The following is a 24499-nucleotide window of genomic DNA, read 5'->3' on the forward strand; positions in this document are numbered from 1 at the left end:
ACTGGTTATGATAACCGAAGTCTTCTCGCTCGCTTTCTTTCTAAGAAATTTATATGCTACCCAGATCAAGATGAGTGGAATTCCGACAAAGATAAAAGTCACGATAAGGATAGCTACTAAGTAAAATAAATCCATTCAGTTTGTTCTTCTACATTACACCCAACGTACTTGTGTAGCAGAGGTGAAGCGTTAGCAAGCCTTACTGCTACACTCTGTTAGGCTGTTGCTATTCTTTATTTTCAGAAAGACTGTTTAGTAGCTCAGCTAAAAGATAGTTTTCTAAAAGCACCAACTCAAGGCTTAATACTGATAAGGGTCTTTCTGACAATCTTCTGTGGTCAAAATAGGCTGTCTCACCTGTAAACTTATTCTGAACTATCCATTCAGTCCTTTGTAACAGGCTTTTATCAGAGGAACTTGCATGTTCTTTAGCTTTGTTGAGCAAATCTCTTAGCTTATCCTTTACATGTAACTCATTGTAAATGTCTATTCCTTTCTCACCACCCATCGTTGGATTCATTAAGGTACCGTTTTCAGCAATCCCACCTGTTTGTTCCATATACTTCATGGCTAACGTGTCTATAACCATCGCTATTTCCAATACATCTTGGTGGAGTTCAGGATTAGGACTTTGGGGAATCTTTTCTTCTATTAAAGGGTAGTAGTCAAACCTATTTGAAAAGTTCATACCCACAGCATGCTCTGACAAATCTTTTAGTTCTTTTTCCCCTAAAGATGATTTGCTTTCAGTACATCCTGATGCAAATAAGGAGAAGCCTAAAACAGGGATAATAAAGGTATTTAAAGGGGAATGCTTTAGCATTTTTATTAATGTTTTAGATTTAGCCTAACTATCGGCTAGCAGGAGTACGACTCCTGCTAGCTGCACTATGTATGGAAGTCATCTGGTCCACTCTTGAAGCAGTATTGGTTGTTTTAGCGGCTGTTTCACAGGCTTTCGTCATTATATCTTCCTTCTTCAATATAAGAAACTTTTTGAAGATACCCGCTTCCTACACCCTGTTTTAAGCATGGGTGGCCCAAAAATTCAACAAGGGGAGGCGGAGCCCGCGGCTAAGTGCTCCCTGTGCACCTGAATTCCAACCTTTTGTCTTCCTTCCAGGAGAAAAACCGGCTGGAAAAGGCGCCTATAGGAATGAAAGCACAGCAAATCAATACAATTCCTGCAGCGGGGTGCTAGCCGTATATATCCGGATAATACGCTTATATCCGGATAGGTACGGCTACAGCCACGAAAAGACCTCTTCCCGGAAGCTCCAGGCAGAGGGGGCATGAGCAGATGTGTCTTCCAGAGGGCCGACAGTCAGCATGTTCGTGCAATCGCTACTATAGCATCAGTCCATAGCTCATCAAGCGGGCTCACGATTTTGTCTAACATGTGTCAAGTAATATGGGTAAAATCTCCGTGGTCCTGCTGGAGCGGTGCCCCGGCAGTGTCTGAATGTAGCGCAGGTCTTTCCCTGATAGGGGTATGAGGAGTAAAAGGCAGTAACGGCACAACCTGCTTTCCTTCCCCTTTTGTAACAACTTCTCCTGATTCAAAATCAGTTAAAGCCTTAACGGAGGAGAGGCAAAGTCAGGACCTTACTTTGGAGAGCATTGCCGAGGGGAAGAGATGGCAAGCTTGAAGAAGAAAACAAAGTAAACACGTGTTATTCTGTTTACTAAACTTACTTTGTTTATCTAATAATTTGGGTGTGGCGCCTGCTTTGCGCGGGCGGGAAAGCCACTGTTCCGGCAGCTGACGAATGGAGTGCTGGCCGGGGAGGGCTTTATACTTTATGCTCTAGCACTATCAGTCTTTACGCAACTTCTGCCTCAACAGCTCATTCTTCTCTCGCTCGCTATCCAGCAGACGCTCATACAGTTTCTTGTTCTCCTCCAAGGCTTCCATCAGCTTATCCAGGGGATTAAAATTACAGGTATTGTGTGCACCGATAGGGCCCTGGTTAATGCTGTTGTCGCTGAAATTGTTAAAGTAATTAAACACAGCCTCATCGCTGAAGTTCTTTATAGCTTCTGTTGTTACGCCTAGTATCTTAGCGACTTTAGCCAATATGTCCTCTTCCACAGTTTCGCTTGTCTCTATTCTGGAGACAGTCTGCTGGCTCACGCCCAGCTCCTGGGCAAGTGTTTCCTGCTTAATGCCGCGCAGCTCTCTGATGCGGCTGATCTTCCTGCCGATGTGCGAAGGTTTCGTTGTGGTTTCCATTAAACCAAATATAGTGTTTTTAGATGAGTAAGAAAAACGTGCGGGTGAGTAAAGTACACGGGTTATGGGTTCGGTACGCATGAACAAAGTATTAATTTAGAGAATTAACAGATTCCATACCTATGGAAAGCGTGAAAACCAACTCGGGTAACGGGATAAACCACCTCACGGCAGAAGAGCAAAAAGAGCCGGTAACGGTAATGGGGAGCTGTTTGGCTGGCTCATTGCACTATCTGCGGCTCTACCTACGGCGTTACCTGAGGCGGCCACAAGCGAAGTAGGCTGACATCAGATGCGGCAGCCGCTGGGCGCAGTGGTGTTGCAAAGGCGGTTGGAGAAGCTGATTGGGAAACAACAGACACAGCACTGCGCAACAAGCAATGCATGATGAACAAGAAATAATCTTTAATTGAAACTGATGCAAGCATCATGGAAAAGGCTGAAATGAACATAGAGAAACTACTAGAGCACCCCTTCATTAACAAGGCGGCGGTTGCCGCAGCACTATTCCCAAACCAGAAGTACCCCAAACAGACGCTCAACAACAAGCTCAACGAGGTGATCGCCGGAACTGGCAAGCAGCGGATGACCGAACAGGACAAAACGAGAGTGCGTGCCTTGATTAAGAGGTTTATAGAGGAGATACGGTAAAGGAGCTCCTCCTGGCTGTGCGCGGCTGCACCCTTCGGTAAAGAACACAAAAGCCAACTTCCCTGCCACAGGCTATATGAGTACACTACTTTCGCCGTAGGCAGTGCAGCTGCCCACGGCCATAACTGTACATTTATGAGAATAGACATCATCAGAAACGAGCAATTTGTCAGGCGAGGCGAGAAGCTATACCCTGTCCACCTGGATAACGAGGAGCTTTTCTCCATCATTGACCAGGTGCTGGAGGAGCTCTTCCTCTACGGGCGCAGCACCGTGCGTGCTTTCGTCAGAAAAGACCGGGGCGCTAAGGGGGTGGACTTCCGTGTACGCGTCACAAGGCTCTGGGAGGGAGAGCCACAACCGGTGCGACAGTACGCCTTCGGCATCAACTCCAACTGGGAGGTGGAGGGTTTTTTCGACCATTGGGCCGATGTGAACGGCAAGCCCGCGGCCGAGGAGATTACTGGCCGGAAGATGCCCGTTCTCGAGCAGATCCTTCGCGAGAGGACCTCCAAGAACCGGCGCCCGGTGCGCAACAGGCTCTTCGACGGCGACGGCTGGACGTGCGTCTACGAGCATAGCAACAATATCCCAGGCTAAGATAAGGCTGCTGACAATCACAAGGAGGTAAACGACCAAAGAGGGAGGGATTTACACAAAGCCAAAGCATTGATCACATATGTGCAAAATTTTTAACATTGGTAGGTAGAAGTATATATTCTACTCAACAGGAAATATTTGCAATATGCAACAACGATAAAAAGCTAGGTGAGGCACCTAAACCGGCCCAGCTACAGCCCACACCTCCACTATTCCCCTCTGATAGAATTGAGAAAGGGGAGCAACCAAAAAAAGTAACCATAAGAAAAGACTAAGCTAGAACAGCTATAGCGAGTTAATTACTTCCGGCACATTGTTCACAGGAGAGTTTACAAGATCCGACACGGCGTAGGCTTTCATCTCATCCGCCTTGAACGGCTTCAAGAGAGACAGCAGTTCCTGCTGCGATTCATGCTCATCGAGCCACAGTTCTTCCGCTTCCGGAGAGAGTATCACTGGCATCCTATCATGGATCGGCTTGACCAGGTCATTGGCCTCAGTCGTGATGATGGCATAGGTGTGCAGGATTTCGCCGGTGCCTTTGTCCAGCCACTCGTCCCACAGCCCAGCAAAGGAGAACATGTCCCCGCTCCTGAGCTGGATGCGGTGGGGCACTTTACCCTGGGCAGTCTTCTGCCACTCAAAGAACCCGTCGGCCGGCACCAGGCATCGCTTTGATTTGAGCAGTGTACGGAAGGAAGGCTTCTCTGCCAGCGTTTCAGACCGTGCGTTGATGGAACGCTTTACTGACTTCACATCCTTTGCCCAGAAGGGCTGCAGGCCCCAGGAAAAGAACTGGAGCTCGCCAGGCTGTTGATTAGTGACTACAGGAAGTGCCTGCGAAGGAGCCGCGTTGTAATGCCCCTCTTTCAGCTGCTTCTCAATCAGCTTTGCTACCCGGGAACTGCCTTTGGCCTTGGGGACGACGGTGTATCTGCCGCACATATATTATCTGTTTTGGTTTTACCGTTTTACGGTGGTGCCTCCAGGATGGTGGCTTTTACTGAGTCGGTCCCGTGTCCACCTGGCTCTCCAGTGCCTGCTGCACCTGCGTTGATAAAGCAGAAAGCAGGTCATAACCGGTAGCCTGCTCGATGGCATCCACTGAGGTGCGGTATGTTCCCCAGTCGGAGCGGACAGTGTTGCTGTTAGGCGTGACAACAGCTGTCACGCGCGTGCCGGTGTTTATCCGCTGCAGGTCCCCCTCCCCTTCCGGCAGCACCACCAGCACTTTCCAGATCCGGTTGGGCACTGTCACGTTCCCGTTGTCGATAGTCCTGGCGCTGCCGTTACTACCGGTACCTCCCTGGCCGTAGCTGCCCATCACCACATACACCTCCATCCCGTCCCGCACCAGGTCCCGCGTGTAGTCCTCCAGGTTTGCCCACGTCTCCTGATTATTCTGCGGCGCCTGCGGAATCATGTTCGTCATCAGGAAAGTGGCGGAGTTGTCTTCTACAGATTTTGTCCGGTCTGCAGAGGGAGTGTTGTGTCCGCGGTCAAAGCCACTGCCCCGGTAGCTGGAGGCAGTGACGCGGTACCATCCCTGAGGCAGCTCCGGATCTGAACGGAAGTCGTCCTGGCGATCGGCCGTTCCCAGCCAGTCCTCGCTCACGTGCCAGCTTACCCAGTTGGATGTACCCCGATCCCGGCTGTAGGAAAGAGCATACTGGGGTTTTGCCATCAGGAAATTGTTATAGTTGCTTTCGTCTGCAGTAGCACCGCTGGGGTTACCCAACAAGCTTTGCTCCTCTTCCAGGGTGAGTGACTGCTGCGGCGCTACCTCCGAATCTTTACAACCCGAGAAAATAAGAATGAGAAGCAGGAGGTATCTGTAGCTGTGTTTTAATAGCATCAGTTATAAGCTTAATCGACAAGTTGGGCAGAGGCATTTTATGGAGACAAAGGTAGCCTGTGTTACCTATCTACGGCGAAGCTTTGGTTAGGGGTTAACATCACAATAGAGTCTGCAGTGGAGAAGAAAAGCAGGCTGATGCTGGTTCGCTCTTGGCTCCTCCCCTACCCTCATTACCGCCCCACGCTATTTAACTTCTCCTCTTTCATGATGATAATAGAAAATAACGAGTTGCGAGTTATTTGTTTCCGACCACAAAGCTGCGCTTTGGGAGCAAGTGGTTTTGAGGGACTCAAAACATATCATGCAGAGGAAATTCCGGCGCGCTGGCAAGAGGTTTTGCGCAGCGCAAAACACATCTTGCAAAGACTTTCCCGGCACCGGGCAGCCTAATTTTGACTTACTCAAAATACATCTTGCAAAGACAATCCCGGCGCGCTGGCAAGAGGTTTTGAGTAAGTCAAAACACATCTTGTAAAGACTTTCCCGGAAGCCAAAGAATATAAACCATTTTGCACGAAAGGGAAAAAATTATCTGAGAGCTGCCTTGCCTCGTGGTAGCCTGAGTTAGAGGCTGTGGGGCGGGGTGGCCGGGGAAAGAGACCGGAAGAAAAAGAAGCATGTTTACTGTAAAACTCCAGCAGGAAGAGGGGCGACTTTTCCTGCACAAGATTAAGAACAGAAAGCCGGAACTTAATTTTTAAACTTTAAAAGTTAAATTCTAAAAATTAAATGTTAAAATTTAAAGTTTAACTTTTAAAAGTTAATTGTTAAAAGTTGCTTAATTGTGTTTACAGAAATTGTAAAATTGTTTTTGCAAAGGTTGTCTTTACAATAATTGCTTTATTGTTTTATCAATAGTTGTAAAACTGTTTTTACAATAATTGGTTTATTGTCTGATGCCAGGCGCTTCAATCCCACCGGAAAGATCGGTGCTCTTTCTGCCAGGGCTTTACTGCTCTGGTTCACCCTCTTTTCCTTTCAATCCTCCAGGCCTCATCCTCTATAAATTATATTTTCAGGCTGCCATACCTGCTACAAATCAGGCACAGGTCATTCCTCGTTTTAAGGTCTAACAACTGGGCCAGGTGAAATATTGAGTATATGGGATGATGTGCAACATGTAGGGTGCCCTTAGCTCCTGACTTTGAGAATATCCTCTAGTCGTGTAGTATAGCAGGGCGAAACATTCTCCTGCTTCAGGGCCCATTCCTCCTTCACACCCTGCACCCCATAGCGCACGCTCTTATGGCCGAACCTGTCTCTGAGCTTATCCAGTGTTTGCATCAGCTTCATGTCACGGTCAATGTTAGGGCTGCTGAGCAGATTCAGCTGCACCTGGTTGTCCGGCACAATGTCCTGCAGGATGATGCCGGTCTTCTTGTAGCGGTATCCTTCCCGGTAGATGTTCCGCAATGCGTCCATGGCACAGTGCAGCAGTTCCACCTCACTGGAGGTAGGGCAGTCGAGTTTAACGGTGCGGCTGTTGAAGTAGGTTTGAGAAGGATCGTTGAAGCGGCTCGTTTCCAGGAAGACAGTCAGCACGCCGGCGCAACTATTCTGAGCGCGGAGCTTGGTGGCGCAGCGTACGGTGTGCGTGGCCAGCGCTCCTTTGATATCACCAAGGTCGGTGAGTGTGGACCCGAAGCTTCTGGAGGTGCAAATGTTCTGCTTGGAGGCCGGTATCATCTCCAAATCAATGCACGCCATACCGCGCAGCTCCCTGACGGTACGCAGGCCCACTACCGTCAAATGCTTTTTAGCGAAGGCATCCGTCACGTTGCGCAGCTGCCAAGCGGTGGTGATGCCGAAGGTGGCCAGCTTCCGGGCATACCGCGAGCCGATGCCCCACACATCCCCTACTTCCGTGCGCTTCAGTGCCTCCTCTATATGCCTTTCATCCGTGAGCACCAGCACGCCGTTGGCTTTCGCGGATTTCTTGGATATCCGGTTCGCCACCTTGGCCAGTGTCTTGGTGGGAGCCACGCCAACGGCCACAGGGATGCCCGTCCACAGCCTGACCGTGTCCTTCATGGTGCGGGCATAGTCCTGGAGGTTTACGTTGTAGAAGTTGCCCAGGTCCAGGAACGATTCGTCTATGGAGTATACCTCCAGGTGCGGCGTGAAGTGCAGCAGCGTATCGACCACTCTCCGGGACATATCCCCATACAGCTCATAGTTACTGCTGAGCACCTGAATGTCGTGCTTCCTGACGAGGTCTTTTATCTCAAAAGCGGGAACGCCCATCCTGATGCCCAGCGCCTTTGCCTCATTGCTGCGGGCAATGACAGCACCGTCATTGTTGCTGAGCACCACCACTGGCTTCCCCTCCAGCTCTGGGTTGAAAACACGCTCACAGGAAGCATAGAAGTTGTTTCCGTCTACTATCGCGAAGAGTGAGGTCATATTATCCGTTTATGACGCATATGTACGAATAATATTAGCAAAAGCTATATAAAAAACTAAATTTATTAGCAAAGTAGCAGCTATTTTGGAGTCCCATTAGATGCATTAGGTTAATTAACCTCATTGATAAATGAGTGATACAGCGCACCATCTGATGCAATTTCATGAGCCGGGCCTATAAAATAAGTGCTTATCCCTTTTATCTAGGTTGCCGTACCGCTTTTGGGTACTTCCAAAGAATCCAAGGCAGATTGAAAGGTTCCTGTGGCCATAGGAACACACCTTCTCGCTCGAAGAGTGAAACTACCCCTCAACTGCTCCCAAATTTTAGCCGCTAACGGGGCAGCCGTAGCCGCTGTGAGAGTTTTTAAATCTTGACATAGCTTTAGCCGAGTTTCCAGGTGGTGCGCTTAGAGAGGCTGAAAATGCGTCGCCTGAATTCGACAGGCTTTGAAGGCAGAGCCCACTGATGGACTTAGCTGCAGCTGACTTTTCTTCCCGATGTAGCTTTCCCATTTAGCGAGGCCCCCGTATATAACCAGACTGATAACCACAGGGTGCTGCCTATGAAAACCAAGCTCTTTTTATCCTGCCTTATGATGATAGTTGCCTTCACTGAAGGGAACTCCCAAACACTAAACGGAAGGCTTTTAGAAGTACCTACTTTAGACAGTAAAGGGCTGACCGGGGATGTGCTGAAGGTTGACATGTATGACAAAGACTGCATTCATGTGGTCGACGGCATGATAGCCTCTTACAATGACGTAGTTTCCAACCAGCAGCTGGCGCATTTTGAGCGGGCAGCGAGCAGGGAGAAACTGGCGGAGCTGGGGTTCAGCGATGGCCAGTGCGTCATAGTCAAGTCTACCGCTGACCTTGACATTGAGAATTATGTCTACAGGCAGGTGCATGAGCACGTACGGCAAATTGGCATCCAGTATAAACTGCCCATTGCAGTAAATGGAAAGCTCATCCTCTCCTACTCAGCCAGACAGCGTCAGCTAAGCCACATCAAGGCGGAGCAAGTAAAAAGTGTTAAGTTTTTAAGCAAGGCCGAGGCACGAGCCAAATACGGTGATAAGGTAATCTTCGGGCTGATAGAAATTACTGTTTAAACGTCACTTCCTGAGGCTCTCCAACTGCGGCCTTATACACGATTTGTTCCTTTACCCCCTGCCCATGGATTCTTATGGAGCCTAGCTTATTGACCAAGCCACCTACCACAGTGCGTAAGCGGTGCTGCAAAATCGCAATCAGCAACACTTCTGTTTCTTTTTTTGTTGTTTAGGGAATCGGTTGAGCCTGACGACACATATTCGGGTAAAACCGCACCTTAAACAACAACCTGCATTACACAATGCACTTCCCGTAATGCGGATTACTTATAGAAAGTCGTTTTTAGGTCTGCATGTTTCCCAGCCTGGTACTGACACGGCACCTTCCTGTTCTATTTTGTCGCTTAGGGAAAAATCGATTTTCAGCCCCTCTGAGCGCGCAAACTCCTTGGCAAGGTGAACACCCGTTTTTTTCCTGAGCGCTCAATAGCGTTAAACTATGGCTGTCTTATGGCCAAAATCCGCTAAAGGTTCAGGTGCTGCCCTGCGGCTTCTAAACTTTGACATCTCTAATCAGCTAAATGTTTAGGTGCAGTGCCCCGATACACTTTTTTCCCTTTTGTTGTTTTTGCTCTTTCAATGTCCGGGATTTTGTTCGATCTACCGTCTTATTGAGATACCTAAACACCTTTAAGCGCTTGCTAGAAACACAATTTTGTGTATATGTAACTATTTGTTCTATTCTTGTTCCTGGAGAAATAAGAAAGGAGCGAAAAGAGCTTCTAGACGGTTCGTGCTGCAAGGGCTCAGGGGAACAGGATGAGCTGGGCAGGCGGGGCCTGTGGGGAGCGGGCTGTGTGGCAGGAACGGACGGTGAGCACGAGCTTGACCACCACACGCTTGTGCCGGTATTCCCGGTAGCGGATGTCCAGCAGCCCCCTGTCGCGGATGGTCTTGATGGCCTGGTCCACTACCCTTGTTTTAAAGTCATAGTAGCGCTCATACTCGGCGTCCCGCTGGCGGTACTTGCGCACGCCGAGCACGACCTCCTTGAGCTCCTCCACTGACAGCTCCACCTTGCGCGCGTCCACATAGGCGCGCAGGTACCAGAACAGGCGCTGGGTGTGGCTGTGGCGGAGCGTCACCAGGCTGGCAATCTCCTCCAGAGAGAACGTGGTGGTGAGCTCCTGCAGCTCCTGGCGGGCGTGGCGGGAGAAAAGCGCCTCCAGGTAACCTCCCTGCTCATGGTGGAAGGTCATGTACTCAAAGAGCGGGTAAAATCCCATGCTGGCGCGGCCGGGCCCCGGTTTTGTCAGACGCTTTCCGGCCAGATCCTGGAGTGCCTCCTCGAGCAGCGTGTAGTGCTGGGGGTTGGGGTTAGTCCCCAAGATTTCATCCAGGCCGGCCCGGATGGGCAGCAGCTCGTCATAGGAGGAAACCTGCTCCAACAGGTGCGTGAATACCCTGGTCTGGAGGGTATCTAGGCCAAAGTCTGAGTGGGCAAACACGTGATATGGAGGGGATTGTCTGGCGGGGATTGCTTTCATCACTGGGCAGGGGTTAGCTGGCCCTAATATAGCTAAAACCGCTGTAAAACCCTGAAAAGTGAGAAAAAATGAGTGAAACGCGCCGGTAAGAAGCCGGGATTTCTCAAAGCGCAATCTCAGTCAAGCGCGTTCGGCTCAATTTGCGTTTTGAGGTCCAAGCACGCTTACACGAAGGTTAGTCAAGCCCGAATTTCTTTTTGAAGATGCCGTAGGCGTAGGCTGTTTTGTTTTCAATAGGGTGCCCGAGCTTGTTGTAGTTCGTGTTCTCGACTTCATAGCACGCCTTGTGGATGTCGGTCAGGCTCCCGTTCTGGAGTATTTTGCGGATCTGGTGGTCGGTGAACCGGAACTTGGCCATACGGGCGTAGGCCATGGCTTGCCGTTCGGTGAGCTGTTCGGCCTCAGGGGGGACAGCGGGTGTTGTCCGGAGCTTTTTGCCCTTGGTGAGCGTGAATTTGATGGCGGTTACTTTGCGGCCCGTTTTGATGGGCGTAAACTCAAAGGGGATATCGGTTTTGGCTATTTCCTGTTGGGCCGGAATCAGGACCCAGCGGCGGATGTCAGAGTATTTGGGGTAGAGGTGGTATTCAACTTCTTTTCCCTTGCTCAGCTTTTCGGTGTAGTCCAGGCCGAGTTTGAACCTGAACTCAGTAACACTCATAATTCGGTACCCTGCCTTGGGCGAGTCGAACTGCTTGAGGAGCATGTAAATCCTGGAGGTGTAGGTGCTGGAGAAACGGATGCACTGTTTGAGCTGCGCCTGGGTGAATTCCTTCCGCAGCTGTAGCAGGTGCGGTTTCATGTCCGGGTGCGGTGTGATTTTGACGATGCCCTGCTTTTTGTAGTAGGTGGCGTCTGTGACAAGGTGTGCGTAGCGGGTAGTGTTGGGGCCCTCCTCCCACTCCACCACGTGGCTCATGAGGCTCTTGATGTTCTTGCTGACCTCTTCGTAAAGGTGGCTCCCGGATTTGAGATCTGCCAGCTCAATGATGTCCTGTACCCGGATGAAGTAGTCCTTGAACTCGATGTCGGCTTCCTCAATACAGGAAAGCATGGCGAAGAATAGGCGCCATTCAATGTAGTTGAGCCGGAACTGCCCGTTTAGCAGGAAGTTGGAGAGGGCTACCTGGGCATCACCCCGAAGGGAGATGGGGGTGGCGTCTGCGGGCACCATGATTCCTTCGGGACCGAGAGAAAACATCGAGAGTTGATCGTCCATGAAGTCTAAGGTAAGAGGCTGCTACCGCATTCGCAAGGCCTACTCAGTATCTCTCATAGTTCGCGCCCGGTGTGCGGAGCCGGTTCTGCGAACCTCGTTTTCCCGTTTTGTTCCGATCCTGCCGACTTATCCACAGACTGCGTGGCTTTCCTAAGCCACATAAAAGATACGTATATTTTAAAGATCTATTTTAAATACATTATATAGAGTGAGTTACCTATGTATGAGAGATACTGAGTGAAAACAGGCCCAAAGGAGAGAACCACTGAGCGGTGAAAGGTGAGAGCCACTGAGTAAAGGTGAGAAATGCTCAGTCATGGCGAAAGGTGAGAGCTGCTGAGTGGGTATAGGTCTTATACTGTCTGCTTTAACTCAGTAGCTCTCATAATTCGTGCTCATTTCCCGTTTGGCTCAGTATCTCTCATAATAACAGGAGGCGTCGGAGATGCCGGGTATCCGCCAGGCCGTGCATTGTCGTTGTGTCTGCTCCTGTGCAGGCGCTCTGGTGCCATCGCGCCTTTAGTGCTCCGGCAGGAAGCGTTGCGGTGCGATTACCTGGAGGAGCTAATTGAGAAAGTATACCCGGCATGTTGGCTAAAGCGCTTCCTCTCCCCTATTCTATTGCCTTTCCCTCGTGCTGTTCTGATTCCTGGACGACAATGGACGATGCTTCTTCAGGGCGCATTGTCATGGTGAGCCGCTGTACAGCGAGCCGCAGAGAACTAACCGGGATATGGCTGGAGAAGATAACCTGAATGCCCGCTCTTTTCAGGCTGGATTTCCTATACCGTCCTACGTCGTAGCCTATAAGGAAACAAAACGGGCGGCTGTTCCTGCTCTGTGAGGCGGTATTGGCATGTTATGGTCATTCTGAATGACAGAATTACGGAATGACCATTGTTCGGCAATTCCGTTTTACTATCTTGCGGTTATAAAACAGGACGGTAAAAACGCATGACAAAAATCATCACCATTGCGCAGAATAAAGGCGGGGTCGGCAAGTCCACCACTGCGGCTAACCTGGGCGCCGGTTTGGCGCGCCAGGGGAAAAAAGTGCTTCTCATTGACATGGATGCCCAGGCAAACCTGAGTGCCTGTTTTTCCTATGATAGCAAGCATCACGTCGGGCAGTTACTGACCGGGGCTGTGAGTGTGGAGGAGGCTACTGTTTCAGTGGGCGAGCGGCTGGACATTATCCCGTCGGTCAAGACGCTGCTGGAGTTTGAGGAGGCCATCGCCGGGAAGCCGCGCCGGGAGGACATCCTCCGCAAGGCGATAAAGAAGCATGTGGAAGGGCGTTACGACTATGTGCTCATTGATACGCCCCCCCACCTGGGCCTGATGACCTATAATGCCCTGTATGCCTCGGATTACTACATCATGCCGATGCAGTCCGAGTTCTTCAGCTATGACGGGATTGACACCCTTATCGGGCACTGTAACAGCATTTCGGAAGACACCGGTCTGGAACTGGGCGGAATCGTGCTGACGCGCTACAATGAGAAGAAAAGGGGAATGGCGCTGCAGGCAATTGCCAGCGCTATCAAAAGTGACCCGGACTATAAAACGTTCAACACCTACATCCGCGAGAATAACAAGCTGTATGAGGCGCAGCTGAAGCGCAAAGACATCTTCTCTTATGATCCGGGGTGCAATGGGGCAGAGGATTATAATAAGCTAACACTAGAATTAATTGAACGCTATGGCTAAGAATGATTTCGCAGAGGACCTGAAGGCTAAGAACAAGCCAAAAACCGTAGAGTACCATTACCGGAAAGTGGGAAAGAAAGGGAGAAAAAGGGACAACGTCACTTATTCCATACTCCCGGTTTTAGCGGATAAAATTGAGCGGTGGGCTTGGCACACCCGCAAAGACAGATCCGAGATAGTGGAAGCCATCCTGCTGGAGGCGCTGAAGGACAAGGACTTTGAGCCTATACCGGAGGATAAGCCCTTGGATTTGTAAGTTTGAGGGTACAACTGTATTACGATAAGGCTGCCCTACAACATGATGGCCGTACCGTATGACGGCGATGTACATCCCCTTTCAGGTAGGTGACCCACCCCGGGAACAAGGAGATGAGGGGGAGAGGGGAATTTCAGGATACCTCCCCTCCTGCCGCCGCTACGTACTTTTAGCCTTATTTCCAGCCAAACAGCCTTACTGCTCTATCATGTTGCGGTAAGGCTGTTTGGCGTTCATGCAGGAAGACGACGATTTCTCCTCTACAGACCGCCTGCCATCTTCAGGTGGCAGGCGGTCTGTAGAGGAGAAACTTACAGTCAAAGGCTTCCCCGCAGAATAGGAATGAGTTCACTGCCAACAACAAAAATGGTAAAAGCCCTGTCGCTTTATTTAAAAGCTGTTATACACAGCACGGGTCTGTTTTTCGGTATTAAAAAATGACCGTCATACAGAATTGCAATCATACAGAATTTCAGTCATTCAGTATTTCAGAAATTCATCAGTCACGAATAATGATAATGCCCTCTTGAGCCTGCAGCCCTCCCTCCCGGGAAAGGCAAGGACGTAAGAAAAAGGACGTCATCTTCCTATCCCAGCAGACACATCTTATACTGTCCGTCCCCGGTTAGTGAGGGCTGAGAACAGACCGTTCTCCTTTTCAGATGACAAGCCTTAGATCGTTCACCCGCCCGGGAAGAACGTCTGCGCCAGAGAATGTTGCGGAAACCCCCTCCCCTACTCCCTGCTACCGGCATGCGCAGATAAAATGCGCTTGGCATTCCCGCGAATAGAACCCCGGTGCCTCAGCACCATCCTGCAGCAGGCGCTAAAAAAAGAAGCCTGCACCCACAGCAGCAGAAAATCTGAATACCACCTAAGCTTTGTCATTCGATAATATGGAACTGCTGTCATTCAGAAAGACTGCATGACAGTAGTTCGGTGTAGCCATCGTTGCTATCTCCTGCTGATAAGGCCTTCGCGCTACAGCCATAAATAAGGGCTACAGGGAGGTGAAGGAAGCAAAACCTGTAGGTGCCCTGACCAAAGCCTGAACATTACAGGGGGGCTGTTCCTGAAAATTACCTTACCGTCTTCCTGTTTGTTGCTATGATGGTTATACTGCCATACAATCTTATGGCATGACAAACAAAGGCGGCTTCTCTTGTTCTTATACCTAGTTATACTTCTAAATGGATTCACGGGACAGGCCGGCTGCTATCGAACACTACTGCCGCGAGGCTAAAGGCAGGAATATCTATACCGGTAATGGAGCAGCAAGGTAGATGGGGAAAGGTATTGCGCTTGAAAGGGCTACACGACACCAGGACCAACCCAAAATTGCTTTTCATTCTTTCTGACTGACTGTCATTCAGTATGGCCGCCTTTCAGTCTTTCAGTCTTTCAATCATGTGACAGGAAAGTCATTCAGTCATTCTACCTTTCAGTCTTACCGACGTGCATCAGGACTGAAAGACCGTCATACCGGGTTTTGGTCAGATTATCTGCAGAACTCTTTTCTCCGAGCTCTTTTAACCAAAATCGATACCTGCCCTAACCACGGAACAAGAGTGCCAGGAAGGAGGAAGCCGACAGTGCAGCATCTATCAGTCTCTAGAAGATGCTATGTCAAGGGTGTGCAGCAGGAAGGAAAGGCACACTACCTGCTGCCAGCGCTTCAAGGGCTTTGCATACCAAGCTTAGAGAAAAACCTGTTAGAGCAGCCTAAAGCACTGTCATACCAAATTGTAGCATGGTCGCAATACGGCATGGCTGAATGACCGAATGGTAAAACTTCCTACTTATTAAATGATTGTAAGACTGAATGACGGAATTACGGTATGATAGTATAACAACAGAAGTGCATATCAAAAAAGCTACTTCAGCCGGGGAGGGGAATGAATAGGAAAGCATCCTCTTTTACAAAAGGGGAAAAGAGCAAACTGCCCTGATAGAAAAAAGGCAATTGCTGTACTGATAGTGCAAGGGGGCACGCCAGCGGAGTCACCTGATAGGCTGTCTCTATTGTTCATAATAGCAACAACCATTGGGTGGCACAGGCCCGGTTTTCATTTGGAGGCGCTCAGTTTCCCTGATAGCAGTGGTAGCGCCTGTGCTCCGTTTCATGCAGCGCGATATCTTTTCGTGCCCTATACCCGGTGAACTCCTCCTCTTCTCAGATGTCGCCACAGCCACTAGGTAGGCACACCCAGACTAGTTACCGTCACGCTGTAGGGAACTAAAATCAGTCTAGGGGCAGGTGGAGTGTGGCACATTGTGAGAAGGCGCAGTCAAATACCATTTGCCTGCGCCTCGAGAGCACCTGATGGGGCAATATAGTTTCCGTGTGATTATTCTTTTGTGGAATACCTAACAGGTTGTTTGTGGAAGCACAGGGTACGGTTGCAGGAAAGCTTGCGCGGCTAAACGGTTGAGCTACTAAACTACTGAACTACTGAATGGCTAAATTACTGTAAGTAAGTAATTCTGTCATTCAGCCTTTCAGCCATGCAATTATGGTTTAATACGATGCTCTGAGCCAAACGCATAGCATTCTGATGAAATAGGAAGGAGCGTATAGGAGGGGAAGTGCGTGTCATTTCATGAAACCAATATTCTCACTGGTGGGAACAGGAAGCTGCCGACGGAAACAGGAAATAGTGTTCTGGAAGGTGAAGGATTCGTACGCTGCGGGTGTAGTGATGAAGACATCAACACTGTAACAGCAACTAGTGTAGAGACTCGGAAGGCAGGAGCGTAAACCCAGGTTATTCCACCTGCAAAACGGAGGTGAGAAGCCTAGCCGGAAGAATAAGCTGCCTGGACTTAGCCGGATAACTTCTGCTTCCCGGGCAGAAGGATGTAGTAGAAAATTACCCGGTCGCGGCGTGCGGGACCCAGAAGCGGACGACCCAATAGGTGCTGTTCGCCAAAAAAGCTTCTGTCACTGGTCTGCCTGAAGCGGACGAGGGGCTATAAAAGAACCTCGCCGGCCAGCGAGTAGTAACTCTCGCTGGTGATGATGATGTGGTACAGCACCGCGATGTCGAGCAGTTCCCCACCCTGTTTTATCTTCTTTGTCAGTTGCAGGTCAGCCGCGCTTGGCGTGAGGTGCCGGAGGAGTGGGTGTGGCAGAGGACGATGGAGGAGGCGCAGGCTTTCAGGGCCACCACGAAGATGAGCTTCGGGTCCGCCACAACCACTCCTCCTGTGGAGGCCTCGTAGATGCCCAGCACCTTGTTGACCCTGTTGAGGAGCATGACCTTGAACTGCTCTACGAACCCTATCTTGCCGGTGTACCAGCTTGCCTTTAGCACATTGTAGCAGTCGGTGGAGCTGGTGACCTGCGGCCTTTGGGAAGGTTTTACCTTGGCGCGGTAAGTGAGCTCGATTTCTGCCACTTTGGAGAAGGAGGAGTTTTGGATGAGCCTTTCCATAATATTTGTCTTTTGAGTGTGAGGAATTGATTATGGTGCCCCACCTGTCTTCGGGACGGAGAAATGGCAAGGTGAAGACGGCAAAAATGCGGAGGCTCCCCGGAAGGGGATACCCGATTTTGTCGTACTACCTTGTCCCCGTGTCCGGACAGTGAGGCTACCTTTGCCCCCGGACTTTTGCATGGGAGTGGCTGTAGGGGGGATAATAGGTGAGGGGCTTCTGCAGTGAAAAGCCTGACAGTGAGCAAGTGAACCCCCATTTCCTGAGCCAGCTCCTTTGTCTTTTAGTGCATGACACTCATACTGAACTACGGTCATTATGCATGTTTGTAGTTCAGTCATTCAATAATTCAATAGTTTAGTAGTTCAGTAATTTAGTATGATATCACTGCAGGACAAATGAAGTGGCTGTGGGATAAAGGCAGAAGCGTAAGGTGGGTAGGAGAGGAGCTGCTTAAGGGTGTTATTGACAAAAGGGGAAGAGAAGGAGGGACACGCTTGTGAAAATATATCACATTATAATTGCCCGAAGTGCCGTCAACACGGAACTGATAAATTTGTAATGGCAGGTGGGGGAGTATATCAGCTGGGGCGAGAAAACAGTAGATGAACTTGCTACCTCTTTAAAGAGAAACCACCCGGCTCTGAAAGGCTTCAATCAGAGGGTGCACCCCCAAAAGACCTAATAGCCCAAATAAGGAGCTTCATTCTGGAGCTGGCAGGAATTTCCTTTATGTGGGAGAAGAATATAGATGCAGATTGGCAACAGTGATTTTTATAATGATTTGCTATTTTACCATAAGGCTTCCCTTTCTGGATTGTTAACAGCAACAAATACCTTTTCTCTGCCCTATTTAATCTTGGCAGCTGCCTCTAAAACATTCATAAGTGCTTCTTGGGCAAACATACACTTCCTGCTGTACACGTTAGAAATTCCAGTTTTTGTATAGCCTGTAATTTTTGGAAGTTGACAATTTGTCAACTTATGTATATCTTTGTCGTATATTTACATAAACACACCGCAAGATGAATGTAATGAGCCTGAAAAAGCTTCGGGAGTTCTATGAAGGACACGCAGACTCGGAAGCAGCGCTTACTACCTGGTATAAAGTAGCCGTAAAGGCAGAGTGGAAAGACCTGAACGCCCTGAAAATGGATTTCCCGAGTGCTGATCTTGTGGGTGATAGCAGGGTAGTGTTCAACATCAAAGGCAATCATTACAGAATAGTGGCGCGGGTGTCTTTCCAGTACAAAAGTATGATGATCAAGTTTGTTGGCACGCATGCTGAGTATGATAAGATAGACGCAGCGACTGTTTGAATTTAATCTAAGACTAAGACCATGCAGATAAGAATCATAGAGAACGAAGATCAGTACGAAGCGTACCTGGCTCGCGTCGAGGAATTGTTTGATGCACCAGAGGGCAGCGCCGAGGCAGAGGAACTCAAGCTGCTGACCCTGCTAATTAACAAGTATGAGCAGGATAATTACCCTATCAGCTCGCCTGACCCAATAGAGTTCATAAAGATTAGGATGGAGGACCTGGGGCTGATGGATAAGGACCTTGTGCCCTACATTGGCGATAAAGCGATTGTCTCGAAGGTATTGAACCGCAAGCGCAAACTCTCAATAGACATGATCCGGGGCCTTCACAAGGGCTTAAGCTTCCCTTTGGAAGTGTTGGTGCAGGACTATGAGGTAACAGGCGAAGGGAGCGTGTATGGCCACCGTAGCCGCTCGCATGTAAGAAGCAGCAAGAGCGTTAGAGGAGGCAAGCCACACCGCGGGGCTCAGCGGGTTTCTAATGTTACTAAGTAACTACGATAATTATAGTAAACATAATAATACCATTATATTAGAACCACTCCTGCCGAGTGGTTCTTCTTTTTGCTATACTTGCAGGTGTCATCCTACAACCAGACTTATGGCGCTAAGCGATTTTTTCAGAATTAACATGCCCTATGGCTTAAAGAGAAACTCTTCTGACGAATGGTTTACCTTTAACAGGGAATACATGCCTTTAGGCTGGAATACAACAAAAGACTCCCAGAGCATATTGAAAGATGATGCCTATGCTGAAATGCCGGTGTACACGAAATACATGGGATTAACCGAGGCAATGCTATCAAAGCTTGCCCACAGCCCTGATGGAATAGTGCGTGATGGGGGAGGGCAGATAAATACTATCTTCTTGTATAACGATGCTACAAACCCTCAATCCTACCCCCAACACTGGGACAGGTACTTTGAGAAGGTAAAGCTTTTGGCTAAGCTTGGGGCAAAATATTAATTCCAGTCCTGCATGAAGCCATTCAGTGAACTCACACCCCGGCAGAAGTTCTACAGAAAGAACATACCCAGGTTAATCATCTATGGAAGCTTTGCACTTGTCCTGGCGTGGAGCATGTATCAGATGGTAAAGAAGCAGGAGCAGGCGAACGCTTCACTGAAAAATGTTGAAGATACAATGATGAACTTCTACCTGGAGACGAGGGAGCAGACAGACACTGTAGGCATGGCCGCTTATATGGAACAACATCTTTCCCCGGCTGAGTACCAGCTATGGCTGCAAATGGGTGAATAAACCCATAGGGCAGGAGGAGTACCAGGCATCTGCCTTCTTTCCCCTTCTGTCATAATATTAGCTTACTCAGAAACTTAGTATTATTGTGTTTACTATGTATCTGTAGTAGTATCATGTTTATGTTTGCTTTTTATTAAGCTGTAGTTCATGCTTGCTTTGACGTGGAGAAGAAACAGTAAGTTTAAAGAAGAAAACAAAGTACGCCCGTATTACTGTGTTTACTGTACTTACCATGATTATTCAATAATATGCGGGTGGCGCTTGCTTTGCGCGGGGAGGAAAGCCACTTTTCCGCCAGCTGAAGAATGGAGGGTACCGCAATGAGGAGGCTGGCGGAAGGGTGGCCAGCAACGGGAAGCCCTCTGACAGATTAGCATAATCTGGCGGAGTGCTGAACGGTGGGGGCAAAGCTTGCCGGGGAGGCGTTCCTTAGCGGGTGGGGATTGACCAGCAGCTGCAACTGGCCCGCTCCATCGCTATGCTTGCTATTCAAAACAGCCCTTGGCTTCTCATCAGAAAGTGACTCTTAAATCACCTGCCTTCCATTTCTGAAGACTGCTTGCTGGTTACAGAAGGGAAGAAAGAAGGGCAGGAGTAGCAGAGGTGTCGGACCTGGTGATGAAAGATGAATGCTATAGAAGATCAACCTGCCACCTTGTAGTGTGAAGCCAATCCCGAAGCTTCCCCGTACTTCATTAGCACAGATGCAACTCTAAGAATATTTAACCCTTTAACTTGCAGCTCCCGCAGCAAATGCCACGACAAATGGAAACGGCAGGGGAAACATGTTTAACTTTGAACTATGCTGAAACACACCTACAGATATTTCCTGCTTATTTTTCTCTTCCTCTCGGGCTGCCAGGATTCGGAGGTAGCACCGCAGCAGGCGCTCACCCTGGAAGAGGAGCAAAGCTTGCTGGGCAACCCCAGCGGAGCCACCGCAGATGAAAGCAACTACAACAACTACCTGATGACAAAGCCCCAGTTCGCGCTCTCCTACAGCCGGGACCGGGGCACCCCCAACTGGGTCAGCTGGCATGTGAGCCGGGACTGGCTCGGCAGCGCGCCGCGGCAGAACAACTTCAGGGCAGACCCAGAGCTACCCCAGGGGTGGTACCGCGTCACCACTTCCAGTTACACTGGCAGTGGCTTTGACAGGGGGCACAGCACCCCCTCGGCAGACAGAACGAAATCCGAGGAAGATAATTCAGCCACCTTCCTGATGACAAACATCATCCCGCAGGCTCCTAATAACAATCAGGAGACGTGGGCGAACCTGGAGGACTACACCCGGGACCTGGTGCAGGACGGGATGGAGGTGTATGTGGTCATGGGCAGCTACGGCGTGGGAGGGACCGGCGACAACGGCACTGCCAGGACCATCGACAATGGGAAGGTGACAGTGCCTAACCGGATATGGAAGGTGCTGGTGGTCCTGGAAGAAGGGGAAAACGACCTGCAGCGGATAAACACCGGCACGCGCGTGATAGCCGTGGACACGCCCAACAGCAACACCGTCCGCCCGGACTGGGGCACCTACCGCACCACAGTGGATGCCATCGAGCAGGCCACAGGGTATGACCTGCTTTCCGCCCTGCCGGTGCAGGTGCAGCAGGCGCTGGAGAGCCAGATGGACACAGGGCCGACACGGTAGAGGTAAAGCGATAATCGGCAAAAGGAACAAGCAAATGAGGAAAAGAAACAAAGAAACCAGCAGGAAGATGGCTGGCAGCCTGGGATTGGGAAATGAGGAGCAGTTCTCTTTTATTGCAGGCTATACCTCCGGTGGAGCTGCATACGGCATAACACATGAAGAAATGGATACATTAAACAAGCATCATCACGACCTTTTGTTTTCTTCTGTTGACAGGCAGATGAAGAAATTTCTTGAAAAAAGAAGACCTGTGGAGGAGATTAGAAGCCAGCTTGACATAGGGTACACCTTCCAGGATAACACCGTAGAGATTTTTGAAATAAGGCCTCAATGGGATGACAAGAAGGTCATCCGGCATCACCCGATAGCGAAAGCCAGGTACATCATGTCTAAAGGCATCTGGAAGGTTTACTGGATGCGCGCCAGTCTAAAATGGGCATCCTACGAGCCTCATCCGGAGGTAAAGGAAATAGAGCAGTTCATCAAGTTAGTAGACGAGGATGCTTTCGGGTGCTTCTTTGGGTAAGCTCTGATAAGCTGCTGCCTCTGCTCTGATGATGCGCATTTCTGCTGTCAGGGTACGTTGCCTTTTACCAATCCTGCGTTTGTGAATGTATCTTTGCCTTTCCCTATCCTTGTACATGCAGGCACTAGACAGACAAACTCCGGCTGAGCCGGAAAAGCTATCGGGCATCGTCAAACGCGTCACCTTCCATAGCGCGGAGACCGGCTATACCGTGCTGAAGGTAAACAGCTTCCAAAGGCCCCACGAGGACCTCACTGTCATCGTCCACCAATCCAAGGTGTTTGCCGGGGCCACCGTTGACTTTTACGGCGAGTGGACCACGCACCCCAGCTATGGCATGCAGTTCAAAGCCACAAAGGTCATAGAGCGTAAGCCTGCCACTGCCAACGCGCTGGAAAAGTACCTGGGCTCAGGCCTTATTAAAGGCGTGGGCCCGGTGACAGCCAAAAGAATCGTCAGGCATTTCGGGGACAAAACGCTGGATGTCTTTGAGAGCAGCATCGAAAGGCTCACCGAGGTGGAGGGCATTGCCAAGCTCAAGCTGGAGATGATCAGCAAAGCCTGGGCAGAGCATCAGGAGATACGGAACGTGATGCTGTTTCTGCAGTCCCACGGAATATCCACCCTGTTTGCCGTCAAGATCTACAAGACTTATGGCAATGAGGCCATTGAGATAGTCAAGATGAACCCTTACCGCCTGGCCGCCGACATCTACGGCATCGGCTTCTTCTCTGCCGACAAAGTGGCCCTGAGCCTGGGACTGGCGCAGGACTCCACGCAACGCCTGCAGGCAGCCATTGCGCACGTGCTGCAGAACGCAAGAGAGGAGGGACATTGCTACCTGACCCAGGAACAGATAGTCCAGGCGGTGGCGGGGCTGCTGTCGCTTGCGGATGCCGCTGCTATCGAAGCAAACCTCCTTGAGATGGAGCGAAAGGGAGAGCTAAAGGTCAGGCTGCTGCCCGATGAGGAGGGAGCGGCGCAGAAGTGCTTCTACGCCCACTCCCTCTACTATGACGAGCAGTACATCGCCACCAAGGTCAAGCAACTGGCCAGCCGCCAAATCAGGCTCAACAATGAGCATCTGCAGCAAGACCTGGAGGTGTTCTGTCAGCTGCACCAGATTACCCTCAGCGAGGAGCAGCGCCAGAGCGTGCTGGAAATAGCCACCAGGCGCCTCTCCATCCTTACAGGGGGGCCGGGTTGCGGGAAAACCACCACCACCCGCGCCCTTGTGGGCGTGCTGCAGTTCATGGCCAGGAAAGTCATGCTGGCCGCCCCTACCGGCAGGGCTGCCCAGCGCATGAGCGAGGTTATCGGCGTGGAGGCCAAAACCATTCACCGGCTGCTGGAGTGGGACCCTTCCAAAGGGGGCTTCAAGCGCAATGAGGAGGAGCCGCTGCAGACGGATGTGCTCATTGTGGACGAGTGCTCGATGCTCGACGTGCACCTGGCTGCCTCCCTGCTCCGGGCAGTTCCTGCTGACGGCCAGCTGGTGCTGATAGGGGACGCTGACCAGCTTCCTGCCGTGGGGGCGGGCAATGTGCTCAAGGACATGATCGCCTCGGGAGTGGTCCCTTCCCTGAAGCTGACCAAGGTGTTCCGGCAGGCGCAGGAGTCACTCATCATCTCCTACGCCCACCAGATCAACAGCGGGGAAGTACCTCGGATAGAGTCTCCCTTTCACAAGCCTGAAGTCTGGCAGGAGAAAAGAGACTGCCTCTTTATTGATTCAGAGGAGGCCACCAGCGAGCAGCTCAGGTTCATCTCCAAAGTCAAGAGAATGACGTGGGAGCAGGCCACAAACGCAGCGGATGAAACGGAAGGCGCTGCGGCGGATCCCTACCAACAGGGCAACAGCTTGTCCATCCCCGACAAGTTCAGCCATGTGGACCTGGAGGCCCTGCTCAAGGCCCGCAGGCACAGTGAGGAGCTGAAGGAAGTCCTGCATCGGGTCCATCCCTGGTCCTCGCTGCATTACGGCCTTTCAGCGGTGGGAATGGTCGAAAAGCTGTATGAGTCCATCATCCCCAGGTACCATGGCAAAGAGGCAGAGATACAGATTCTCTCCCCCATGACCAAGGGCAGCCTTGGAACAGCTAACCTCAACAAGGTGGTCCAGGAGAAGATAAACCCGGCAAGGGAAGGCAAAGCACAGATACTGATGGGAGGGAGGATGCTGCGGGAGGGGGACCGGGTGATTCAGAAGCGCAACAACTATGACCTGAACGTGTTCAACGGGGACATCGGCTCCATCATTCAGGTAGACAGTGAGGAAATGGAGCTGTCGGTGTGCTTCAGGGCAGGCAAGGAGGCAAAGGAAGTAAGGTACACAAAGGAGCACTTGCTGGAGCTGGATTTGGCCTATGCCATCACCATCCACAAGTCACAGGGCAGTGAGTTTGAGAGCGTCATCATCCCGGTAGCCACGCAGCACTTCGGAATGCTGTTCCGGAACCTGATCTACACCGGTATCACCAGGGCAAAGAAGCTGGCCGTGTTCGTGGGGACAAGGAAGGCGCTGGCGCTGGCGGTGAACAAGCAAAGCACCGCCGCCCGGCAGACAGCCTTGGCCTATCTACTCAAACAGGATGTTGCGTAATAGTCAATCATTTTGGGGACTTCCTGAGCCTTGACGACTCAGCAACAGATGTAATCAATCTCTGAACTTAACATAATAAGTGTTATTGGCTAACAAGCTACTGATGAAGTTTTTAAAGATTGTCCTTTACTGTTGTAGACTCTACAAGGGCAGAAAAAGCATTATAG

At 50.4% G+C, this 24499-nt stretch carries 21 protein-coding genes and 1 pseudogene; 13 read left to right on the top strand and 9 right to left on the bottom strand.

The features are described from left to right. Positions 1 to 226 precede the first annotated feature (226 nt). Both DXT99_RS19915 and DXT99_RS19920 read right to left on the bottom strand, forming a co-directional pair. The gene (locus tag DXT99_RS19915; protein ID WP_115567353.1) at positions 227 to 823 is read right to left on the bottom strand and encodes a hypothetical protein; all 597 of its coding nucleotides are present in this window, start codon (positions 821 to 823) and stop codon (positions 227 to 229) included. A gap of 993 nt (positions 824 to 1816) precedes the next feature. Further along, on the bottom strand, positions 1817 to 2233 hold the full coding sequence (locus DXT99_RS19920) for a helix-turn-helix domain-containing protein (RefSeq protein WP_115567354.1): 417 nt from the start codon (positions 2231 to 2233) through the stop codon (positions 1817 to 1819). A 122-nt stretch (positions 2234 to 2355) separates the two neighbouring features. Between DXT99_RS19920 and DXT99_RS27125 the strand changes: the two genes are divergently transcribed. The 3 genes from DXT99_RS27125 to DXT99_RS19930 all read left to right on the top strand — a co-directional run bounded on the left by DXT99_RS27125 (position 2356) and on the right by DXT99_RS19930 (position 3484). Beyond that, the gene (locus tag DXT99_RS27125; RefSeq protein WP_181885191.1) at positions 2356 to 2514 is read left to right on the top strand and encodes a hypothetical protein; all 159 of its coding nucleotides are present in this window, start codon (positions 2356 to 2358) and stop codon (positions 2512 to 2514) included. A 148-nt stretch (positions 2515 to 2662) separates the two neighbouring features. After that, positions 2663 to 2884, top strand: a complete 222-nt coding sequence (locus DXT99_RS19925) for a hypothetical protein (RefSeq protein WP_115567355.1) — start codon at positions 2663 to 2665, stop codon at positions 2882 to 2884. A 135-nt stretch (positions 2885 to 3019) separates the two neighbouring features. Continuing rightward, complete coding sequence (locus tag DXT99_RS19930; protein ID WP_115567356.1) at positions 3020 to 3484, top strand: hypothetical protein; 465 nt, start codon at positions 3020 to 3022, stop codon at positions 3482 to 3484. A gap of 285 nt (positions 3485 to 3769) precedes the next feature. On the opposite strand, the gene DXT99_RS19935 is transcribed toward DXT99_RS19930, so the two are convergent. The 3 genes from DXT99_RS19935 to DXT99_RS19945 form a co-directional block, all read right to left on the bottom strand. Further along, positions 3770 to 4429 (bottom strand): SOS response-associated peptidase, encoded by a 660-nt coding sequence (locus tag DXT99_RS19935; protein WP_115567357.1) that lies wholly within the window; start codon positions 4427 to 4429, stop codon positions 3770 to 3772. A gap of 55 nt (positions 4430 to 4484) precedes the next feature. Beyond that, complete coding sequence (locus tag DXT99_RS19940) at positions 4485 to 5339, bottom strand: DNA/RNA non-specific endonuclease (protein ID WP_115567358.1); 855 nt, start codon at positions 5337 to 5339, stop codon at positions 4485 to 4487. Between the two features lie 1134 nt (positions 5340 to 6473). Then, positions 6474 to 7745, bottom strand: a complete 1272-nt coding sequence (locus tag DXT99_RS19945; RefSeq protein ID WP_115567359.1) for a Y-family DNA polymerase — start codon at positions 7743 to 7745, stop codon at positions 6474 to 6476. Positions 7746 to 8311: 566 nt separating this feature from the next. On the opposite strand from DXT99_RS19945, the gene DXT99_RS19950 reads away from it, so the two are divergent. Continuing rightward, complete coding sequence (locus tag DXT99_RS19950) at positions 8312 to 8860, top strand: hypothetical protein (protein WP_115567360.1); 549 nt, start codon at positions 8312 to 8314, stop codon at positions 8858 to 8860. A gap of 746 nt (positions 8861 to 9606) precedes the next feature. On the opposite strand, the gene DXT99_RS19955 is transcribed toward DXT99_RS19950, so the two are convergent. Next, entirely contained in the window at positions 9607 to 10347 is a 741-nt protein-coding gene (locus tag DXT99_RS19955; protein ID WP_115567361.1) for a replication initiation protein, read from the bottom strand. Between the two features lie 175 nt (positions 10348 to 10522). Then, complete coding sequence (locus tag DXT99_RS19960) at positions 10523 to 11566, bottom strand: replication initiation protein (RefSeq protein WP_115567362.1); 1044 nt, start codon at positions 11564 to 11566, stop codon at positions 10523 to 10525. A gap of 954 nt (positions 11567 to 12520) precedes the next feature. On the opposite strand from DXT99_RS19960, the gene DXT99_RS19965 reads away from it, so the two are divergent. After that, on the top strand, positions 12521 to 13276 hold the full coding sequence (locus DXT99_RS19965; protein WP_115567363.1) for a ParA family protein: 756 nt from the start codon (positions 12521 to 12523) through the stop codon (positions 13274 to 13276). Then, on the top strand, positions 13269 to 13532 hold the full coding sequence (locus tag DXT99_RS19970) for a hypothetical protein (protein ID WP_115567364.1): 264 nt from the start codon (positions 13269 to 13271) through the stop codon (positions 13530 to 13532). Before DXT99_RS19965 ends, DXT99_RS19970 begins: the two co-directional genes overlap by 8 nt. A gap of 195 nt (positions 13533 to 13727) precedes the next feature. On the opposite strand, the gene DXT99_RS27735 is transcribed toward DXT99_RS19970, so the two are convergent. After that, a complete protein-coding gene (locus tag DXT99_RS27735) occupies positions 13728 to 13853 on the bottom strand; it encodes a hypothetical protein (RefSeq protein ID WP_262511369.1) in 126 nt (41 codons plus the stop codon). A gap of 2649 nt (positions 13854 to 16502) precedes the next feature. After that, a pseudogene (locus DXT99_RS19975) lies at positions 16503 to 16966 on the bottom strand (JAB domain-containing protein). A 1026-nt stretch (positions 16967 to 17992) separates the two neighbouring features. Here DXT99_RS19975 and DXT99_RS19985 point away from each other — a divergent pair. From DXT99_RS19985 to recD2, 7 genes are all read left to right on the top strand, one after another. After that, positions 17993 to 18286: a type II toxin-antitoxin system HigB family toxin gene (locus DXT99_RS19985; RefSeq protein WP_115567366.1), complete on the top strand. Its 294-nt coding sequence runs from the start codon at positions 17993 to 17995 to the stop codon at positions 18284 to 18286. Between the two features lie 21 nt (positions 18287 to 18307). Beyond that, positions 18308 to 18784: a helix-turn-helix domain-containing protein gene (locus DXT99_RS19990; protein ID WP_317048157.1), complete on the top strand. Its 477-nt coding sequence runs from the start codon at positions 18308 to 18310 to the stop codon at positions 18782 to 18784. Positions 18785 to 18890: 106 nt separating this feature from the next. Continuing rightward, positions 18891 to 19256, top strand: coding sequence for a hypothetical protein (locus DXT99_RS19995; RefSeq protein WP_115567367.1), 366 nt, complete (start codon positions 18891 to 18893; stop codon positions 19254 to 19256). Between the two features lie 12 nt (positions 19257 to 19268). Continuing rightward, on the top strand, positions 19269 to 19550 hold the full coding sequence (locus DXT99_RS20000; protein ID WP_115567368.1) for a hypothetical protein: 282 nt from the start codon (positions 19269 to 19271) through the stop codon (positions 19548 to 19550). Positions 19551 to 20352: 802 nt separating this feature from the next. Further along, positions 20353 to 21204: a DNA/RNA non-specific endonuclease gene (locus DXT99_RS20005; RefSeq protein WP_115567369.1), complete on the top strand. Its 852-nt coding sequence runs from the start codon at positions 20353 to 20355 to the stop codon at positions 21202 to 21204. Between the two features lie 34 nt (positions 21205 to 21238). Continuing rightward, on the top strand, positions 21239 to 21730 hold the full coding sequence (locus DXT99_RS20010; protein ID WP_246000875.1) for a DUF3024 domain-containing protein: 492 nt from the start codon (positions 21239 to 21241) through the stop codon (positions 21728 to 21730). Between the two features lie 115 nt (positions 21731 to 21845). Further along, a complete protein-coding gene (gene recD2, locus DXT99_RS20015) occupies positions 21846 to 24332 on the top strand; it encodes an SF1B family DNA helicase RecD2 (RefSeq protein ID WP_115567370.1) in 2487 nt (828 codons plus the stop codon). The last annotated feature ends 167 nt before the right edge of the window (positions 24333 to 24499 follow it).

It is taken from the genome of Pontibacter diazotrophicus (genome assembly GCF_003367245.1).
Classification (GTDB): Bacteria; Bacteroidota; Bacteroidia; order Cytophagales; family Hymenobacteraceae; genus Pontibacter; species Pontibacter diazotrophicus.

Coding starts and splice junctions, on each gene's coding strand:
- DXT99_RS19915 (WP_115567353.1), bottom strand. CDS start 823: ATGCTAAAGCATTCCCCTTTAAATACCTTTATTATCCCTGTTTTAGGC.
- DXT99_RS19920 (WP_115567354.1), bottom strand. CDS start 2,233: ATGGAAACCACAACGAAACCTTCGCACATCGGCAGGAAGATCAGCCGC.
- DXT99_RS27125 (WP_181885191.1), top strand. CDS start 2,356: ATGGAAAGCGTGAAAACCAACTCGGGTAACGGGATAAACCACCTCACG.
- DXT99_RS19925 (WP_115567355.1), top strand. CDS start 2,663: ATGGAAAAGGCTGAAATGAACATAGAGAAACTACTAGAGCACCCCTTC.
- DXT99_RS19930 (WP_115567356.1), top strand. CDS start 3,020: ATGAGAATAGACATCATCAGAAACGAGCAATTTGTCAGGCGAGGCGAG.
- DXT99_RS19935 (WP_115567357.1), bottom strand. CDS start 4,429: ATGTGCGGCAGATACACCGTCGTCCCCAAGGCCAAAGGCAGTTCCCGG.
- DXT99_RS19940 (WP_115567358.1), bottom strand. CDS start 5,339: ATGCTATTAAAACACAGCTACAGATACCTCCTGCTTCTCATTCTTATT.
- DXT99_RS19945 (WP_115567359.1), bottom strand. CDS start 7,745: ATGACCTCACTCTTCGCGATAGTAGACGGAAACAACTTCTATGCTTCC.
- DXT99_RS19950 (WP_115567360.1), top strand. CDS start 8,312: ATGAAAACCAAGCTCTTTTTATCCTGCCTTATGATGATAGTTGCCTTC.
- DXT99_RS19955 (WP_115567361.1), bottom strand. CDS start 10,347: ATGAAAGCAATCCCCGCCAGACAATCCCCTCCATATCACGTGTTTGCC.
- DXT99_RS19960 (WP_115567362.1), bottom strand. CDS start 11,566: ATGGACGATCAACTCTCGATGTTTTCTCTCGGTCCCGAAGGAATCATG.
- DXT99_RS19965 (WP_115567363.1), top strand. CDS start 12,521: ATGACAAAAATCATCACCATTGCGCAGAATAAAGGCGGGGTCGGCAAG.
- DXT99_RS19970 (WP_115567364.1), top strand. CDS start 13,269: ATGGCTAAGAATGATTTCGCAGAGGACCTGAAGGCTAAGAACAAGCCA.
- DXT99_RS19985 (WP_115567366.1), top strand. CDS start 17,993: ATGAATGTAATGAGCCTGAAAAAGCTTCGGGAGTTCTATGAAGGACAC.
- DXT99_RS19990 (WP_317048157.1), top strand. CDS start 18,308: ATGCAGATAAGAATCATAGAGAACGAAGATCAGTACGAAGCGTACCTG.
- DXT99_RS19995 (WP_115567367.1), top strand. CDS start 18,891: ATGGCGCTAAGCGATTTTTTCAGAATTAACATGCCCTATGGCTTAAAG.
- DXT99_RS20000 (WP_115567368.1), top strand. CDS start 19,269: ATGAAGCCATTCAGTGAACTCACACCCCGGCAGAAGTTCTACAGAAAG.
- DXT99_RS20005 (WP_115567369.1), top strand. CDS start 20,353: ATGCTGAAACACACCTACAGATATTTCCTGCTTATTTTTCTCTTCCTC.
- DXT99_RS20010 (WP_246000875.1), top strand. CDS start 21,239: ATGAGGAAAAGAAACAAAGAAACCAGCAGGAAGATGGCTGGCAGCCTG.
- recD2 (WP_115567370.1), top strand. CDS start 21,846: ATGCAGGCACTAGACAGACAAACTCCGGCTGAGCCGGAAAAGCTATCG.